Source organism: Sandaracinus amylolyticus (genome assembly GCF_021631985.1).
GTDB classification, from domain to species: Bacteria; Myxococcota_A; Polyangia; order Polyangiales; family Sandaracinaceae; genus Sandaracinus; species Sandaracinus amylolyticus_A.
Genome location: NZ_CP070225.1, coordinates 1,397,389 through 1,414,565, shown reverse-complemented (window position 1 = coordinate 1,414,565; position 17,177 = coordinate 1,397,389). Strand labels below are relative to the sequence as shown.

Below are 17,177 nucleotides of genomic sequence, written 5' to 3'. Positions count from 1 at the left end.
TTGCTTGGAGTCGAATCGAGCGCTCGATTCGCACTCTGAGCACCAGCGGAGTAGCGCGCCCGGGGTGATTCGAACACCCGACCTGCGGATTCGAAGTCCGACGCTCTATCCAGCTGAGCTACGGGCGCCCGGAGGACCCGTGAGATACTCGATCTTCGTCTCTTGTCAACGACTTTCGAGCACTGCGTTCGTGCTCTGAAATCAGCCCGTACGCGCCCGATCGAGAGCGCACGCGCCGAGCGATCGAGACCACGGCAGTCTCGCGTCGCCCGCCCTCTCGAGAGCGGCAGCACCCGTGCGGGCCGCCGTCGCTGCTCGCCGATCAGCGATCGGACGAGGAGGGTCTATCGAAGGCCGAATCCCAATCGAACAGGGACCCGCACCACAAAATCAGGGTGACCGACGGGAATCGAACCCGCGACACTCGGAGCCACAATCCGATGCTCTACCAACTGAGCTACGGCCACCGCGAACGAGGGCCGGCAGTCTAGCGAAGAGCGCTCACCCTGCAAGTGCGATCATCACTCTTTCGGAGTCACGATCACACGGCCCGCACCGGCATATCGACGCCGCGCCCACTCCGCCATCGCGATCCCGGCCGCGACCGTCATCGGATAGCTGTGGTTGATCCCGAACATCGGGATCCCGATCACCTCGTCGGACGCCGCGAGGATCTCCGCGCCCACGCCCTCTTCCTCGTTGCCGACGACGATCACGCAGTCCTCGGGCATCTTCGCGTCCCAGAGCCCCACCGATGCGTCGTCCTTCTCGAGCGCGCACAGGAACCAGCCGCGCTCCTTGGCCATCGCGACGAACGCGGCCTCGCTCTCGACCTCGACCACGTTCTCGTAGCGCTGCATGCCCATCGCCGCGCGCTCGTACCAGGGCTCGATCCCGATCAGCACGATCTCGCGCACCAGGAACGAGTGCGCGGTGCGGATGATCGCCCCGACGTTGAACGGGTTCTTCGAGCGACGGATCGCGATGCGCACCGGATGACGGATGCGATCGAGCTCGCGACGCACCTCGTCGATCGGCATTCCGAGCGGGGGAACGTAGGCCATTCACAAGAACGACGAAGGGCCGGTCCGGAGACCAGCCCTCGTGTCAGCCCTCGGCCGTCGGCGCTGCGTGTCGCCCGGCCTGCCGCGCCATCTTGTTGAGCGGCAGGTACGTGCCGAACACGAAGTCCCAGAGGGGCGAGGTGATGCCGTAGCGGTGGTTCGGCGAGTCGTGGTGGTGGAGCATGTGGTAACGCTTCAGCCACCGGCCCACGCCACCCTTCGGGTTGAAGTAGTGCGTGTAGTAGTGGACCCAGTCGTACGCGATGTAGCCCGCCGCCGTGCCCGCGAAGATCGGGAACCAGTACGCGCCGAACACGAGGTACCAGATGCCCGCGACGATCGCCGCGAACGGCCAGATCCCGATCGGCGGGAGCACGAGCCGCATCGGGTCGTTCATGAACTCGTGGTGGTACCCGTGCAGCAGGAAGTGCTGCAGCCGCTGCTTCTCGTTCTTCGGGACGAAGTGGAAGATCCAGCGGTGCAGGCAGTACTCGATGAAGGTCGTGATGAGGAAGCCCGCCGCGAAGAGCGGGATCACGCCCAGCCCGAACGCCATCGCGCCCGACCAGAGCCCCCACACCACGAACGGCCCGAACCAGATGCCCGGGGTGATCGGGTGCGCCTGGGCGAACCACTTCTCGAGGGACTCGTTCTTGAACACCTGGATCCGCTGGGGCGGCTTTCCGCGCTTCCCATTCGGACCGGGCGTCGGCTCGGGCAGCTTGCCCTCCGCCGCATCGAGGCACTCTTGCGTGAGATCCAGCAGGCCCATGTTGCTCCGGACGTCGACGTTCAGGTCGGCGGAGGGGTAGCATGCGCGCGAGATCCGTCGCAAACGCGCGATGGGGCCCCTGTCACCGCGTCGGCCTCGGTCGATGCGTGGCCTCACTCGATGGCGAGCCGCGCACGACGCCGAAGCTCACTCCATTCTCACCTCCGCTCTCCCGCTACTACCCTTTTCGCTAGGAAGAACTCTTGGAGACCACGAGCGAGACGTCCATCGCCGCCGGCATCCTCACCGATCCGACGACGCGCTACGTGATCCGCGAGATCGCTTGGCGGTTCGCGTATCTCCGGCGCGTCGTCATCAACGAGATGAGCCGCGTGCTGACACCCCTCGGCGCGACCGTGCCGCAGTACCACGTGCTCTTCCGCCTCGCGACGGCCGAAGGGCCGCTCTCGCAGCAGGAGCTGACGCTCGACGCCGGGCTCGACGCCGCGGGTGTGAGCCGGCTCGTCGCGCGCATGGCCAAGGACAAGCAGGTCACGATCAAGATCGACGCGCGCGATCGCCGCCGTCGCCTGGTGCGCCTGACCGCGAAGGGGCGCGCGCTGGAGGAGTCGCTCTCGCCGCTCGTCGACGCGGCGGTGCGGAACATGGTGACGGGCTTCACCGACGAGGAGGCGATGTTCCTCGTGCAGCTCCTCGACAAGGCGGTGCGGTCGACGATGGACCGCGAGACCGATCGCAAGCGACGCACGCGCCGTCGCGCCGCGAACGGGCACGGCAACGCCGAGGCGAGCGAGCCGCCTCGCGCGTGACCGGGGCCGCGGGCCCGTATAGGATCGCGGGGATCGGATGTCCGACGACTCCCTCGATCCCGCGCGCCCGCTCCGCGAGGACGATCGCGCTCGCGGCACGCAGCTCGAGGACACGCGCGACGGGCTCGAGCTCGATCCCGCGGAAGGACATCCGGGGTTCGCGACGACGGCGCTCGGCGCCGGCGACGTTCGCGACACGCCGCGGATGCCGACGCTGGTGGACGAGGAGCGCGCGGTCGATCCGTGGATCGGGCGCGTGCTCTCGAACGTGTACCGGGTCGAGGGGAAGATCGGCGAGGGCGGGATGGGCGCGGTGTACGCCGTGCGCCACGTCCACCTCGGCAAGCAGTACGCGGTGAAGGTGCTCTCGGCGGGCGTCGCGCAGAACGCGACGGCGGTCGAGCGGCTCAAGCAGGAAGCGATCGCGGCGAGCTCGATCGAGCACGACAACATCGTCGAGGTGATCAGCTTCGATCGCTACGCCGACGGCGCGGTCTTCATCGTGATGGAGTACCTGCGCGGCGAGAGCCTCTCCGAGCGCGTCGCGCGCGGGCCGCTGCCGCTGCACGAGGCGCTCGCGATCGCGCACCAGATCGCGGCGGCGCTCGCGAAGGCGCACCAGCACGACATCGTGCACCGCGATCTGAAGCCCGAGAACGTGTACCTCGCGAAGAAGGGCGACGGAGAGCGCGCGAAGGTGCTCGACTTCGGCATCTCGAAGGTGAAGAGCGCCGACGCCGAGCAGGTGAAGATGACGCGCACCGGCCAGCTGGTCGGGACGCCGCTCTACATGTCGCCCGAGCAGGCGCGCGGCGAGGCCGAGATCGATCGGCGCGTCGACGTCTACGCGCTCGGCGTGATGCTCTACGAGATGCTCACGGGCTCGCCGCCGTTCGAGGGGCGGAACTACTTCGAGCTGCTCTGGAAGCACGGCAACGAGCCGCCCCAGCCGCCGAAGCAGCGGAACCCGAACGTCTTCCTCCCCGACGAGGTGGAGGCGGTGGTGCTGCGCGCGCTCGCGAAGAAGCGCGAGGAGCGCTTCCAGACGATGGAGGAGCTCGCGGAGGGACTGCGGAACGCGGCGCCCGACGTCGCGGTGCCGACCACGGCGTCACTGCCGCCGCGCAGCGTGAAGATCGAGCTCCCGCGCGAGACGAAGCCGAGCCCGGCGGTCACGCTCGACGAGCCGGCGCCGCCCGTGCGCGAGAAGCGATCGACCGAGTCGATCCCGGCACCGCCCACCACGCGCGTGCCGCTCGCGGTGTGGATCGGCGGTGCGCTCGTCGCGATCGCGGGGATCGCGATCGTCGCGAGCACGATGGGCGAGCCCGAGGCGAGCCCCGCGCCGCCGGCCGCGAGCGCGCCCGAGCGCGAGCCGCCGCCCGTGATCGACGAGGCCCCCGAGCCCGAGGCGCCTCCCGTGCCCGAGCCGGCGAGCGTCGCGGAGGTCGCGCTCGACTCCACGCCGACCGGCGCCGAGGTGCGCGTCGGCGATCGTGTGCTCGGCACCACGCCGCTCTTCGCCGATCTGCCGATCGGCGCGCCCCTCACGCTCGTCTTCCATCACGACGGCTACGTCGACGAGGAAGAGGTGCTCGTTCCCGCGACGGGCGCGCGGGTCTCGGTGAGGCTTCGCCGGCGCGCGACGCGCGGCGGCTCGGGATCGTCGGTCTCTTCGCTTCCCATGAAGACGGAGCTCTGAATGCGTTGGGGGGATCGGCGAGCGCGCGCGCTCGCCTTCGTGATCGTGCTCGTCGCGCTGATCGTCGGCGCGCCGCGCGCGGTGCACGCCGACGACACGGCCGAGGCCGGTGCGCTCTTCGCGAGCGGGAACCAGCACCTCCAGGCCGCGACGCGACTGCGCGGCGAGCGACGCACGCGCGAGCTCGAGGCCGCGCTCGCCGACTACGTCGCGAGCCTGCGCATCGTGCGCAGCCGCAACGTGCTCTTCAACGCATCGCTCGCGGCGGAGCTGCTCGAGCGGCGCGAGGACGCGTTCAACTATCTCTTCGAGTACGTCGGCGTCGCGGGGCTGAGCGAGAGCGATCGAACCGAGGGCACGCGCCGTCTCGACGCGCTGCGGCCGCAGGTCGCGGTGCTCGCGATCACCAGCGAGCCCAGCGGCGCCGAGGTGTGGATCGATCGGCGCGATCTCGCGGCGCGCGGTCGCACGCCGCTCGAGTACGCGGTGGCGGCGGGCGATCATCGGGTGTGGCTGCGCGCGAGCGGCTATCGAGATGCCGAGACGCAGGTCACGGCGACGGTGGGCACGACGACGCCCGTGAGCGCGACGCTCGAGGGCGCGCCGGTCTCGGTGCAGGTGCTCGCGCCGCCCGACCTGCGCCTGACCCTCGACGGCCAGCCGATCACCGCGGGCGCGCACGTCGAGATCGCGCCGGGCACGCACGTCGTGCGGCTCGAGCCCGAAGGCGCGGCGGCGATCGAGCGGCGCTTCGAGGTGCTGCCGGGCGCGGCGCCGATGGTGATCGATCTCGCGACGGCGGCGGCCGGTCTCGCGCGCCGCGAGGGCGCGCTGCTGCTCGTGTCGAGCGAGCCCCCGGCGCGCGTGATGGTCGACGGTCTGATGGTCGGCGGCGGGGCGCAGGTGCGGGCGCCGGTGACGACCGGCGAGCACGAGATCGTCGTCGAGGCGGACGGGCACTCGCCGTACACGACGCGCCACACCTTCGCGATGGGCGATCGCCGCGAGCTGCGGGTGTCGCTGGCGCCGGAGCGCGGAGACGCGCTGCTCGCGCCGCGCATCGTGATGGGCGTGGCGGGCGGGCTCTCGACGATCGCGGTGGCGACGACGGCGATCGGATGGTTCGTCGCGGACGAGCGCTGGGACTCGGCGCACACCGAGGAGAACGCCGACGAGACGGAGGCGTGGGCCTACGCCGCGTGGGTGAGCTGGGGCGTCGCAGGCGCTGTGATCGCGACCGAGATCGTGCTGTTGATCGCCGATGGGCGAAGCGACGAGCGCTCGATCGGCGAGCTCGTCGTCGCGCCGGTGCCGGTCGAAGGCGGCGCGGTGCTGAGCGTCGGAGGTCGGCTGTGACGCGCGCGGGGATCGCGTGCGTCGCGCTCGCGCTCGTCGGGTGCTTGTTGCCCGATCGATCGCTGATCGAGCGCGATGCCGGCGTCGATGCGGCCGACACCGGACAGGACGAGGACGCGGGCGACGGCGGTCCGATCGACGACGGCGGTGACGGTGGCTGCGTCCCCGCCGAGCAGTTCGAGCGCACCTGCGACAACGGCGAGGACGACGACTGCGACGGGCTCGTCGACTGCAACGACTTCGACTGCGGTCGCGAGCTCGAGTGCTGCGGCTCGGGCGGCGAGAGCGTGGTCTCGGAGTTCGCGACCGACTCGCTCGACTGGATCTCGCTGCCGATGGGCGTGCCGCCCACGATCCAGCGCGAGACCACCGACGACGTGGTCTCGAGCTTCGGCACCGGTGATCCGCGCGGCCTGCGCTACGTCGAGTGCCTCCCGGTCGATCTCGGGATGTCGATCACCGCGACGCTGCGCGCGCCGCGCGGCACCGCGTGCACCACGCGCGAGGGCTGCGAGTACGCGAGCATCGTGCTCACCGCGGTGCCCGACATGGCGCGCGGCGCGTCGCTGCCCGACGAGCTCTCGGTGCGGCTCTATCGCGATCGCATCGTCGAGGTGCGCCGCGCGGGACGCGTCATCGACACCGCACCGCAGTCGTTCGGCATCGCCGACGTGAACGTCACGATCGAGCTCTCGCCCGGCATCTCGGGTGGCGCAGCGTGGATCTTCGCGCGCGTGCTCGTCGCGCAGAGCGGCGTCGACACGTGGGACGTGTTCGCGGACACCGACGAGGGCGGGCGGCGTCCGCTGATCCCGCGCGAGCACCTCGCGGGCGAGGGCTTCGGCTGCGCGGCGGTGCGCGGGCTCTACGTCGCGCTCGAGGGGCGCGGCAACTACGTCGACGTCGACTCGGTCGGGAGCGATCCCTACGAGTGCGCAAATCCCAGTAATTTCCGCACGATCGACGGCGCTGCGACGGGGCTCGATCACACCGCGCTGCGGGCGAGCGACGCGTGGGCGCAGGGCGGAGTCGGCGCGCCGACGCTCGGCAGCTACTTCGTCGGCACGGGCACCCCCGACGACGCGTGGGACGTGTACTTCGACGCGACGAACGTCCCGCGCACCAACGAGCTCTCGGCGCCGGTGCGCTTCGCGATCGGCGGCGCGACGACGAGCGACGACGAAGGGCTCACGAGCTGGAGCTCGCGCGACGCCCTCGGCGCGCCGGTGCTCGGTGTGAGCCCGCCGCAGTGCGTGGGCACGACGTGCCCGCCGCTCTCGAGCGTGCGCGAGCCCTCGCTCTACGTGCCCGTCGACGAGAGCACGCGCGCCCACACGCGCTCGACCCAGGGCTGGCTCGCGGCCGCGCGTGAGATCGAGCTCTCGAACGGGCGGCGCTTCGGGATCGATCTGCACCCGATGGGCGTCAATCCGTACTTCGTCGCCGACGACGCGATGCAGGTGCTGCGTCCCGACACCGAAGGCGGCGGCTGCACCTCGCTGCGCGATCCGCTGCTCCTGCCCGCGGGCCCGCACCCGACCACGCAGTTCTGGTTGCTCTACGGATGCGAGCGCACCGGCACGCTGCGCGAGATCCGCATGGCGCGCGTCGACGTCGACGGCGGCGTGCGCGCGACGCTCCCGAGCGAGGTCGTTCTCCAGGCCGACGACTTCGGCGACATCGCCGCGATCGCGCTGCGCGGCGCCGACGGCGCGTCGTGGTTCCCCGACGACGACGAGGACCTCGCGATCCATCGGCTCTGGGTCGTCGCGCGGGATCTCGCGGGTCGCACCAGCGTCGCGTTCGCGGAGTCGGCGGGACCGCGCGATCAGCCGCCGCGCTTCGTGCCCTACGCGGCGAACCCGGTGCTGCGCGCGAGCGATCCGGTGCTCGGTGCGTGCCCGGGGCGCTGCGACATCGAGTCGATCGCGGCCGCGCGCATCGCGAACTCCCCCCAGCGGGTGCGCCTCCTGGTCGGACGAACGATCACCACCGCCACCGAGGTGCGACACACGCTCCTGCCGCTCGACCAGGTCTGGCCGCAGTGATCGTGTCGCTGGCACACAAACTGATGAGCGAGCCCGGGGCGTGGTGCGTGTGCCAGAGTGGGATCGCGCGCTCCGCTCCCGGGTGATCCGCGATGCAGCACCGCTCTCGTAGCGCCACGATCCTCGGATTCGCGCTCGCCAGCCTGGCGCTCGCGGCGCCGCTCTCGCTCGGCTGCGACGACGACGAGGACGGAGCGGCGGTCGACGGCCCCGATGCCGGTGCGCTCGACGCGGGAGCGTGGCCACGAACGGACGGCGGCTTCGCCGGGGACGACGCAGGGCCCGCCTACCCCGGCGAGGACAGCCCCCCGACCGGCGCAGGGTGCTTCGACTTCGTCGACGGCGACGGCGACGACGAGCTCGACTGCGACGATCCCGACTGCGCATCGACGCCCGTGTGCTGCGTCGGGCGCTCGTCGGAGTCGTGCTGTCGCGCCGCGACTCCGCGCACCATCGCGTTCTCGGGCTGCAGCGGCACCGGCAGCGACGCGCTCCTCGCGTGCGCGCCCGGCGCGACGCTCTTCGGCAGTCCGGCGCCCGAGCTCCGCGACTTCGCGTTCTATCCGAACGGCGGCGATCGCTACGACAGCGGGATCGTGCTCGCGGGGACCGTCGATCCCCGGGTCTCGCGGCTCGCGATCGAGGCGCGCGTCGAGGCGGCCGACACCTGCGATCGCTGCCTCGACTCGGTCGCGGTGGGGCTCACGTCGAGCACCGCCACCCTCGGCGCGACCTCGCTCGTCGACGCCGACGTCGCGGTCATGGTGAGCGCCGCGAGCGGCGAGCTCCGGCTCGTGATCGGCGGCGCGGTGGCGCGCGCGCTCCCGCTCGCGGAGGTGCGCTCGATGCTCGGCGCGGGCCCCGTCGCCGCGATCTCGTACCGCCTCGAGACCACGACGAACGGGCGCGCCACGCTCATCGGCTCGACGAGCAGCGCGGGCGGTCCGTGGACGCCGCTCTTCACCGACGTGCCGTTCGCACCGCGGGGTCCGGCGCGCGTGCTCGCGTGGGGGCGCGCGTCGAACCGCGGTCCCGGCGATCCGCCGCCCGCGCACCTGCGTGCGCTCGAGCTGAGCGAGGGCACCTGCGATGCGCCCGCATCGCTCGCGCGCGCGACCGACGTGATCCTGCCCGACGCGATCGATCCGTGGTGGACCAGCGGCGAGCGCACGCGCGCGCCCTCGGTCGTCACCTACGAGGATCAGTCGGGCGAGCGACGCGCGCGCATGGCGTTCCTCTACCAGGGCCGCATCCACGCGGCGGCGGGCATCGACGGCGGTCGCTTCCGTGCGCTCGCCGATCCCGGTGATCCCGAGAGCGCGATGATCGCGCCCGGCGCTGCGCCGTGGCTCGCGGCGGTCGCGGATCCCGCGCTGGTGCGCGGCGCGGATCATCGCTGGCAGCTCTGGTTCACCGCGATCGCCGAGGACGGCACCACTTCGGTCGCGCGCGCCGACGGCGCGGGCATCGACTCGCTGCTGATGGGCGAGCCCGCGCGCGTCCTCGCGCCGACGAGCGAGCTCGACACCACGACCGGATGGGACTCGCCCTCGGTCATCCGCACCGCGGGCGGGCGCACGCTGCTCGCGGCGCGACGGCGCGACGCCGACGGCACCACCGAGGTCGCGCTCTTCGTGATCGACGAGAGCGGCGCGCCCTTCCCCGCCGACACCACGATCTACGACCCGAGCGCGGGCGAGGTGCGCGCCGACGAGCACATCGTGCGTCGCGCGACCGGGATCGCGACCGACTTCGACGCCGACGAGGTCGCGGCACCGGCGCTGATCGAGTACGGCGGCGTGCTGCGCCTCTACTACGCGGGGCGTCGCGGCACGCGCTGGTCGATCGGCGTGATGCTCTCGCAGGACGGAGTGCACTGGCGCGAGGGCAACGGCGGCCGCGCGATCCTCGCGGGCTCGGGCGCGGGCTTCGACGCGCTCTCGACGAACGATCCCGCGCCGGTGGTCGAAGGCACCGAGCTCCGCCTCTACTACACGGGCACCGACGGAGTGCGCGACGCGATCGGCCTCGCGCGCCACGCGATCCCCGAGGGGTGGGCGCCGTGAGCGCGCGCGTCGCGTCGCTCCTGGTCATCGCGTCGCTCGCCGCCTGCACGGCCGCGGGCCCGTCCGGTCGTGATCCGCATGGATCGACCGATGCCGGCGCGGGGCTCGGCACCGATGCCGGCAGCGATCCGCCCCCGCACACCGATGCCAGCGCGAGCGGCGGCGATGCCGGCGGGGCGACACCCGATCGCGAAGGCCTCGCCGACGCGGCCGAGTGCTTCGACGGCCTCGACAACGACGCGTTCGCAGGGCTCGACTGCGCCGATCCCGCGTGCGGTGCCGCGGCGGTCTGCTGCGTCGGCGTCGCGAGCGATGCGTGCTGCACCGCGACGCTCCCCGGCGCCGCGCTCCCGAGCCTCGATGCGTGCGCGGGCAGCGCCGCCTCGTCGTGCGCCGCGCTCGCGGGCGCGGGCATCTTCGGCAGCCCCGAGCCCGTCGTCGACGCCGCGGGCGCGCTCGTGCCGAACGGCGGCGAGGCCGGCGACAGCGGCCTCGTCCTGCCCGGCGAGGTGCGCCCCCAGACCGCGCGCGTGACGCTCCGCGCGCGCATCGCCGCGCCGACCAGCTGCGACGGCTGCATCGACGCGATCGCGATCTCGCTCGCGACCGACGACGCGATCGGCCCGAGCGTACGCGGCGTCACCGGCCTGCTCGTCAGCGGCTCGCGCGGCGACGTCTCGCTGCTCGTCGGCGGCGCGGTCGCGTGGACCACGCCGCTTCCCGACGACGCGCCGCACGACTACGAGCTCACGATCGAGCCCTCGGGCGTGGTCTCGCTGCGCAGCGACGCGCCCGGGATCCTCGAAGCGCGCGTCGCCGCTGCGCTGCCCGACGCCGCCCTCCGCGTGGTCGTGCACGGACGCACCACGAACCGCGGCGCGGCCAGTGATCCGCCGGCGCGCCTCGTGTCGCTCGCGATCGAGTCGAGCGGCTGCGACATGCCCGACGCGCTCGTCCGCGCGGCGAGCCCGCTCGCGAGCGGCGGGAGCGTGCCGTGGGTCGCGGGCAGCGAGCGTGCGCCGTCGATCGCACGTCCCGAAGGTGCGCTCGATTCCGCGACGCGCCTCGCGTTCGCGGCGGGCGGTGCGATCTGGCTCGCGCGTCCCGACGGCGCGGGCACCTTCGCTCCGCTCGAGAGTGGCCCGGTGGTGAGCCCGAACGATCAGCTCCCGTTCGGCCTCCGCGATCCCCACCTCGTGCCGCTCGAGGATCGATGGCTGCTGCTCGCGACCGCGCTCGACGCGGAGCGCCGGCGTCGCGTCGTGCGCATCGAGGGCGGCGCCGGCTGGGCGGACACGTTCGATCTCGGGACGATGCGCGACCTCGTCGCGCTGCCGATCGCCGATCCCGCGGGCGACGTGATCGAGCTCGACGGCGCGAGCGCGGTGCGCGTGGGCGCAGACCTCTACGTCGCGGCGCGCGCGATCCGCGCCGGCGGAGCGAGCGCCATCGTGCTGCTGCGCGCAGGCTCGGAGGCCGACGGTGCCTTCGAGCTCGGCGACGTGTGCGGCACGGGCTGCGGATCGATCGCGGAGCGCGGCGCGATCGAGGTGCACGCCGCACGCGAGCACGATGCGCGCGCGTTCGATCACGACGAGGTCGCGGCCCCCGCGCTGGTGCGCCAGGGCGGCGTCTATCGGCTCTACTACGCAGGACGCCGCGGCACGCGCTGGTCGATCGGCCTGCTCGTCTCGCTCGATCTGCGCTTCTTCCGCGAGGGCAACGAGGGCGCGCCGGTGCTCACCCCCTCGGGCCAGGGCGCCGACGCGCTCGGCGTGCTCGATCCCGAGGCCTGGATCGACGGCGACACGTTCGTGTTGCTCCACGCCGCGAGCGACGGCGTGCGCACCGCCCTGCGCCAGGCGACCCAGCCCGCGCCCGTCCGCTGAGCAGAGACTTCTCCGCCTGGAGCACAAGGCGACGCGGCGGAATCCCTGGGAAATCCACCGCTGTACGCAACGTGCACAGGCTTCCCAGATCGCCCAGAGTTCGTGAGAATCGTCCTCGGCGCGGAGGAGCCCATGCGCACGAAGTACCTGTTGGCCTGCCTGGCGCTCGCGACGCTCGCGGGATGTGACTGCAGCGGAGACATCGACGGCGATCCGCGCGACGGCTCGGTGTCCGGCGACGCGAGCGACGACCCGCGCCTCGCCGGCCTCGAGACGCTGCGGCTCGAGCCCGCCGACGCGACGATCACGATCGAGGGCGCGACCCCCGCGACCCAGGCGTACCGCGCGTTCGGCACCTTCGAGGGCGAGACCGGCGAGCGCGAGATCACGGAGTACGTGACGTTCCGCGCGACCGGCGTTCCGTACGTCGGTGCGTTCACGGGCGCGACGTTCACGTCGACGACGACGAACGGTGGGCGCGCGCGGATCGAGGCGCTCGCGAACGGACGGCTCGCGATCGGCGCGCTGCGCGTCGTGCTGCGACGCACCCTCGACGTCCCTCCGACCGGCGGCGGCCCCGCGCTCCCGACCGATCCCGGCTCGCTCTTCGACGGCCCCGAGGACGCGTCGCGCGCGCCCACGCTCGTCTATCCGAACGACGGCGTCGTGCTCCCGCCGAACCTCGGGCGCGTCGAGGTGCACTGGCTGCGCGGGCCGGCGAGCAACACGCTCTTCGAGGTCGCGTTCGAGAACGACGTGACCGACGTGCGCGCGTACGTGCGCTGCGAGCGCCCCGCGGGCGTGCGCGACGACGGGTGCATCTGGGAGCCGACCGGCGCGGCGTGGACGTACATCGCCGAGACCAACCGCGGCGGGCTCCCGCTCGTGGTGCGGGTGCGCGCGACCGACGACTCCGGCAGCGGGGTCGCGGCGTCGAGCGACATCGATCTGCGCTTCGCGCGCGATCCCCTCGCGGGCACCATCTACTACTGGACCACGTCGCCGGGCGCGATCGTCCGCTACGACTTCGGCGCCGCGGCCGGCGAGGCCGAGCTCGTCATGGGCCCGGGCCAGACCCAGAGCGGCAGCTGCGTGGGCTGCCACGCGATCTCGCGCGACGGAACGAAGATCGTCGGATCGGTCGGCGGTCAGAACCGCGGCGGCGTGCTGATGTACGACCTCGAGACGTACACGCCGCTCTGGAACGAGAGCGCGGGCGACGATCACGTCCTGCAGTTCTCGTCGTTCTCGCCCGATGGCGCGCAGCTCGCGGCGGTCTACGGCGACGACGATCGCGGCGCGATGGGGATGTTCGTCTTCGACGTGCGCTGCGACGGCTCCGGCGGGTGCGGCACCCAGCTCGCGACGATCCCCAACGACGGCCGCGAGGTCAGCCATCCCGCGTGGTCGCCCCAGTCGGGCAACTGGATCGCGTTCACCGACGTCGGGTCGAGCGGCAGCACCTCGCAGCGTCCGATGCGCGGCGCGATCGCGATGGTCGAGCGCGAGGGCGCGGGCTGGAGCGCACCGAGCGTGCTCGTGGCGCGCGTCGACGGACTGAACCGCTACAACCCCGACTGGTCGCCCGACGAGCTCTTCCTGACGTTCAACGAGAGCACGTGCCCGAGCGGCACGACCGAGGATCGCGACTGCAACGCCGACAGCGATCCCACCGCGAAGGTCTGGGCGGTGCCGCGCGAGGGAGGCGCGCCGGTGCGCATGGATCGACTGAGCGCGCCCGGCGTGATGGACGAGGGCCGCGTCGATCTCAACGACACGTTCCCGCGCATGGCGCCCTTCGCGTTCGTGCTCGACAGCGGCGATCTCGGCGATCGCGAGCTGATGTACGTGAGCTTCGCGTCGACGCGCGCGTACGGCCTGCGCACCGCGCCCGGTGGCAACGACGAGAGCGGCAACCGCGGCACGTACGTGTGGATGGCGGGCGTGCTGCCCGATGCCGTCGCGCGCGGTGACGATCCGAGCTTCGCGGCCTTCGCGCTGCCCTTCCAGGATCTCACGACGTCGAACCACATCGCGGTCTGGACGACCGAGGCCGTCGGCAACCCCGGTCCCGACTGATCTGCGACGACGCCCCTCCCGTCCACGTGCTCCGCACGCTCCCGTGCGGGCCCCGCGCGAGCGAGCACTCCAGCCGATCTGCGAAAGCGCAGCGCGGCGTCGCGAATCCCGGTGGTAGTCTCCGCGCCGCCATGGCGAAGAGCACGCTCCGTCCGATCACCGACGTCGCGAAGGATCTCGGCCTCCACGACGACGACGTCATCCCCTACGGGCGCGACAAGGCGAAGATCGATCTCGCCGCGCTCTCGCGCCCCAAGCGCGGCAAGGGCAAGGTCGTGCTCGTCTCGGCGATCACGCCGACGCCCGCCGGCGAAGGCAAGACGACGACGTCGATCGGGCTGACGATGGGCCTCGTGCGCATGGGCCGCAGCGCGGTGTGCGCGCTGCGCGAGCCCTCGCTCGGCCCGGTGTTCGGCGTGAAGGGCGGCGGCACCGGCGGCGGCAAGGCGCAGATCGTCCCGGCGAACGAGATCAACCTGCACTTCACCGGCGATCTCCACGCGATCACGAGCGCCAACAACCTGCTCGCGGCGATCGTGGACAACGAGCTCCACTTCAACGGCAAGCTCGGGCTCGATCCGCGCCGCGTGACCTGGCGTCGCGCGATGGACATGAACGATCGCTCGCTGCGCGACGTGGTGATCGGGCTCGGCGGGCGCAACGGCGGCGTGCCGCGCGAGAGCGGGTTCGACATCACCGCGGCGAGCGAGGTCATGGCGGTGCTCTGCCTGGCCGACTCGATGGAGGATCTGCAGCGTCGCCTCGGGCGCATCGTGATCGGCCGCACCTTCGATCAGCGCCCGGTCACCGTCGACGATCTCGAGGCCGCGCCCGCGCTGACCGCGCTGCTCAAGGACGCGCTGCTGCCGAACCTCGCGCAGACGATGGAGGGCAGCCCCGCGCTGGTGCACGGCGGTCCCTTCGCGAACATCGCGCACGGATGCTCGAGCGTGCTCGCGACGAAGATGGCGATGCACCAGGCCGACATCGTCGTGACCGAGGGTGGCTTCGGGTTCGATCTCGGCGCCGAGAAGTTCCTCGACATCAAGTGCCGCACCGCGGGCATCTGGCCGAGCGCGGTGGTCGTGGTCGCGACGCTGCGCGCGCTGAAGTTCCACGGCGGCGTCGATCCCAAGGAGGCCGGCAACCCCAACCCCGACGCGCTCGCGCGCGGCATCGCGAACCTCGAGCGTCACCTCGAGACCGCGCGCTTCTTCGGGCTCAAGGCGGTCGTCGCGATCAACGCGTTCGACAACGACTCGGACGCCGAGATCGCGATGGTCGCGGAGCGCGCGGCCGCCCTCGGCGCGCCGGTCGCGCTCTCGCGCGGGTACTCGCAGGGCGGCGCGGGCGCGATGGATCTCGCGGAGAAGGTCGCGGCGATCGTGGAGCGTGACGAGCCGCTCACGCCGAAGTTCGCGTACGAGCTCGATCTGCCGTACGCGAAGAAGATCGATCTGATCGCGAAGAACGTGTACGGCGCGGACGGCGCGGACCTCGAGGCGGGCGCGAAGGCGACCCTCGAGAAGCTCGAGCAGGACGGCTACGGCGGGCTCCCGGTGTGCATCGCGAAGACCCAGCTCTCGGTCTCCGACGATCCCAAGAAGCAGGGCCGCCCCACCGGGTTCCGGGTGACGGTGCGCGAGGCGCGGCTGTCGGCAGGCGCCGGCTTCGTGGTCGCGCTGCTCGGCGACGTGATGACGATGCCGGGCCTGCCCAAAGTGCCGGCTGCGCGCAACGTGCGCATCGAGCCCGACGGCACCGTCCGCGGCCTCATGCAGAACGATTGACCAGGGCCTCTTGCACCGCGCTATCGGCGCGACCAGTCTCGAACCACATATGCCGAACGATCAGGACCAGACGCCGCGCAACGACATCAACCCGCGCATCGAGGACCGGCTGCTCGAGAGCCGCACGATCCTCGTGGGCGAAGAGGTCAGTGACCTGCTCTACCGCAAGCTCGCTGCGGCGCTGCTGGTGCTCGAGGAGAAGGACGCGAAGGCCCCGATCAACGTCCTGATCAACTCGCCCGGCGGGTCGGCGGACTCGGGCTTCGCGATGTACGACCTGCTCAAGTTCACGAGCTGCCCGGTGCGCACGATCGCGAACGGCCTCGTCGCGTCGGCGGCGGTGCTCGTGTTCCTCGCCGCGCCGAAGGGCCAGCGGCTCTCGCTGCCGAGCTCGCGCTTCCTGCTGCACCAGCCCTCGACCGTCGCGCGCGGTCAGTCGACCGACATCGACATCGCGGCGCGCCAGATCATCGAGCTGCGCCGTCGCTACAACACGATCGTGAGCGAGTGCACCGGCAAGCCGCTCGACACCGTCGAGCGCGACAGCGAGCGCGACTTCTGGCTCACCGCGCCGAGCGCCAAGGAGTACGGGCTCGTCGACAAGATCATCACGCGTCGCAACGAGCTCGGTTGAGCAACGTCTCGATCGTCGTCGACGCGGCGCACGACGGCGCGACCCTCGCCGCCGTCGTGCGCGAATCGCTCGGCGCGGCGAGCGGCGAAGCGGTCCCGTGGTCGCGCGCCCGCGATCTCTGTCGCACCGGGCGCGTGACCGTCGACGGTGCGCTCGCGCGCGACGACGCGATGCGCGTGAAAGCGGGCGCGAAGGTCGACATCGCGCCGACCGCGCCGAAGCGCACCGAGGGCGTGCTCCCGCGCGAGGCAGTGCTGCACCTCGACGCCGACGTGATCGTCGTGAACAAGCCCGCGGGCGTCGTGACCGTGCCCTTCGAGCCGGGCGAGCGCGACACGCTCGTCGATCGCGTGCGCGCGCTGGTGACGCGCATCGAGAAGGCGCGGCGCCAGGAGCGCGGCGGCGGTGCGCGCGATCCGATGGTCGGCGTCGTGCAGCGGCTCGACAAGGACACGACGGGCGTCCTCGTGCTCGCGCGCACCATGAGCGCGAAGCGCGCGCTCGAGGACCAGCTGCGCGAGCACAGCGTCGAGCGTCGTTACCTCGCGATCGCGCACGGTGACGTGCCGACCGCGAAGCACGAGACGATGCTGGTGCAGGATCGCGGCGACGGACTGCGCGGCTCGTGGGGCCGCTTCCGCGGTCACGCCGGTCCGCCGCCCGAGCACGCGAAGCGCGCGGTCACGTACGTGCGACGCATCGAAGCGCTCCGCGGCGCGACGCTCGTCGAGTGCCGGCTCGAGACCGGCAAGCAGCACCAGATCCGCATCCACCTGAGCGAAGCCGGCCATCCGCTGGTCGGCGAGCCGGTGTACGTCCGCGATCACGCGGGCCCACGCATCGCCGCGCCGCGCCCGATGCTGCACGCCGGCACGCTCGGCTTCGTGCACCCGCGCAGCGGCGAGACCGTGCGCTTCGAGGCGGCACCGCCGCCCGACTTCGACGCGTGCCTCGCGTCGCTCCGCCAGCGTTGACGGCGCGCGCGTTTCGCTCGATCGTGCGCGACC

At 72.1% G+C, this 17,177-nt stretch carries 12 protein-coding genes and 2 tRNA genes; 10 read left to right on the top strand and 4 right to left on the bottom strand.

What is annotated here, in order from left to right; all coding sequences use genetic code 11:
* Positions 1-54 precede the first annotated feature (54 nt).
* From I5071_RS05830 to I5071_RS05815, 4 genes are all read right to left on the bottom strand, one after another.
* A tRNA-Arg gene (locus I5071_RS05830) sits at positions 55-128 on the bottom strand.
* Positions 129-394: 266 nt separating this feature from the next.
* Positions 395-467 (bottom strand) — tRNA-His (locus I5071_RS05825).
* 54 nt (positions 468-521) lie between these two features.
* Positions 522-1,064, bottom strand: a complete 543-nt coding sequence (locus I5071_RS05820; protein WP_236604389.1) for a TrmH family RNA methyltransferase — start codon at positions 1,062-1,064, stop codon at positions 522-524.
* A 43-nt stretch (positions 1,065-1,107) separates the two neighbouring features.
* Positions 1,108-1,836 carry a sterol desaturase family protein gene (locus I5071_RS05815; protein ID WP_236604388.1) on the bottom strand — a complete coding sequence of 243 codons (729 nt, stop codon included), beginning with the start codon at positions 1,834-1,836 and terminating at the stop codon, positions 1,108-1,110.
* 203 nt (positions 1,837-2,039) lie between these two features.
* On the opposite strand from I5071_RS05815, the gene I5071_RS05810 reads away from it, so the two are divergent.
* The 10 genes from I5071_RS05810 (at position 2,040) to I5071_RS05765 (ending at position 17,144) form a co-directional block, all read left to right on the top strand.
* Positions 2,040-2,606, top strand: a complete 567-nt coding sequence (locus I5071_RS05810) for a MarR family winged helix-turn-helix transcriptional regulator (protein ID WP_236604387.1) — start codon at positions 2,040-2,042, stop codon at positions 2,604-2,606.
* A gap of 37 nt (positions 2,607-2,643) precedes the next feature.
* A complete protein-coding gene (locus tag I5071_RS05805) occupies positions 2,644-4,308 on the top strand; it encodes a serine/threonine-protein kinase (RefSeq protein WP_236604386.1) in 1,665 nt (554 codons plus the stop codon).
* Entirely contained in the window at positions 4,309-5,664 is a 1,356-nt protein-coding gene (locus I5071_RS05800; protein ID WP_236604385.1) for a PEGA domain-containing protein, read from the top strand.
* Complete coding sequence (locus tag I5071_RS05795) at positions 5,661-7,712, top strand: hypothetical protein (RefSeq protein WP_236604384.1); 2,052 nt, start codon at positions 5,661-5,663, stop codon at positions 7,710-7,712. Before I5071_RS05800 ends, I5071_RS05795 begins: the two co-directional genes overlap by 4 nt.
* Positions 7,713-7,804: 92 nt before the next feature.
* Complete coding sequence (locus tag I5071_RS05790) at positions 7,805-9,778, top strand: hypothetical protein (RefSeq protein ID WP_236604383.1); 1,974 nt, start codon at positions 7,805-7,807, stop codon at positions 9,776-9,778.
* Positions 9,775-11,667, top strand: coding sequence for a hypothetical protein (locus I5071_RS05785; RefSeq protein ID WP_236604382.1), 1,893 nt, complete (start codon positions 9,775-9,777; stop codon positions 11,665-11,667). The genes I5071_RS05790 and I5071_RS05785 overlap by 4 nt, the downstream gene beginning before the upstream one ends.
* A 102-nt stretch (positions 11,668-11,769) precedes the next feature.
* Positions 11,770-13,746, top strand: a complete 1,977-nt coding sequence (locus tag I5071_RS05780; protein ID WP_236604381.1) for a hypothetical protein — start codon at positions 11,770-11,772, stop codon at positions 13,744-13,746.
* Between the two features lie 131 nt (positions 13,747-13,877).
* Positions 13,878-15,536 (top strand): formate--tetrahydrofolate ligase, encoded by a 1,659-nt coding sequence (locus I5071_RS05775; protein WP_236604380.1) that lies wholly within the window; start codon positions 13,878-13,880, stop codon positions 15,534-15,536.
* Between the two features lie 49 nt (positions 15,537-15,585).
* Positions 15,586-16,170 carry a ClpP family protease gene (locus I5071_RS05770; RefSeq protein ID WP_236604379.1) on the top strand — a complete coding sequence of 195 codons (585 nt, stop codon included), beginning with the start codon at positions 15,586-15,588 and terminating at the stop codon, positions 16,168-16,170.
* Positions 16,167-17,144, top strand: a complete 978-nt coding sequence (locus I5071_RS05765) for an RluA family pseudouridine synthase (RefSeq protein ID WP_236604378.1) — start codon at positions 16,167-16,169, stop codon at positions 17,142-17,144. The genes I5071_RS05770 and I5071_RS05765 overlap by 4 nt, the downstream gene beginning before the upstream one ends.
* Positions 17,145-17,177 lie beyond the last annotated feature (33 nt).

What these genes read in the sequence shown, in the direction of transcription:
- I5071_RS05820 (WP_236604389.1), bottom strand. Translation starts at nt 1,064, where the DNA reads ATGGCCTACGTTCCCCCGCTCGGAATGCCGATCGACGAGGTGCGTCGC.
- I5071_RS05815 (WP_236604388.1), bottom strand. Translation starts at nt 1,836, where the DNA reads ATGGGCCTGCTGGATCTCACGCAAGAGTGCCTCGATGCGGCGGAGGGC.
- I5071_RS05805 (WP_236604386.1), top strand. Translation starts at nt 2,644, where the DNA reads ATGTCCGACGACTCCCTCGATCCCGCGCGCCCGCTCCGCGAGGACGAT.
- I5071_RS05800 (WP_236604385.1), top strand. Translation starts at nt 4,309, where the DNA reads ATGCGTTGGGGGGATCGGCGAGCGCGCGCGCTCGCCTTCGTGATCGTG.
- I5071_RS05790 (WP_236604383.1), top strand. Translation starts at nt 7,805, where the DNA reads ATGCAGCACCGCTCTCGTAGCGCCACGATCCTCGGATTCGCGCTCGCC.
- I5071_RS05775 (WP_236604380.1), top strand. Translation starts at nt 13,878, where the DNA reads ATGGCGAAGAGCACGCTCCGTCCGATCACCGACGTCGCGAAGGATCTC.
- I5071_RS05770 (WP_236604379.1), top strand. Translation starts at nt 15,586, where the DNA reads ATGCCGAACGATCAGGACCAGACGCCGCGCAACGACATCAACCCGCGC.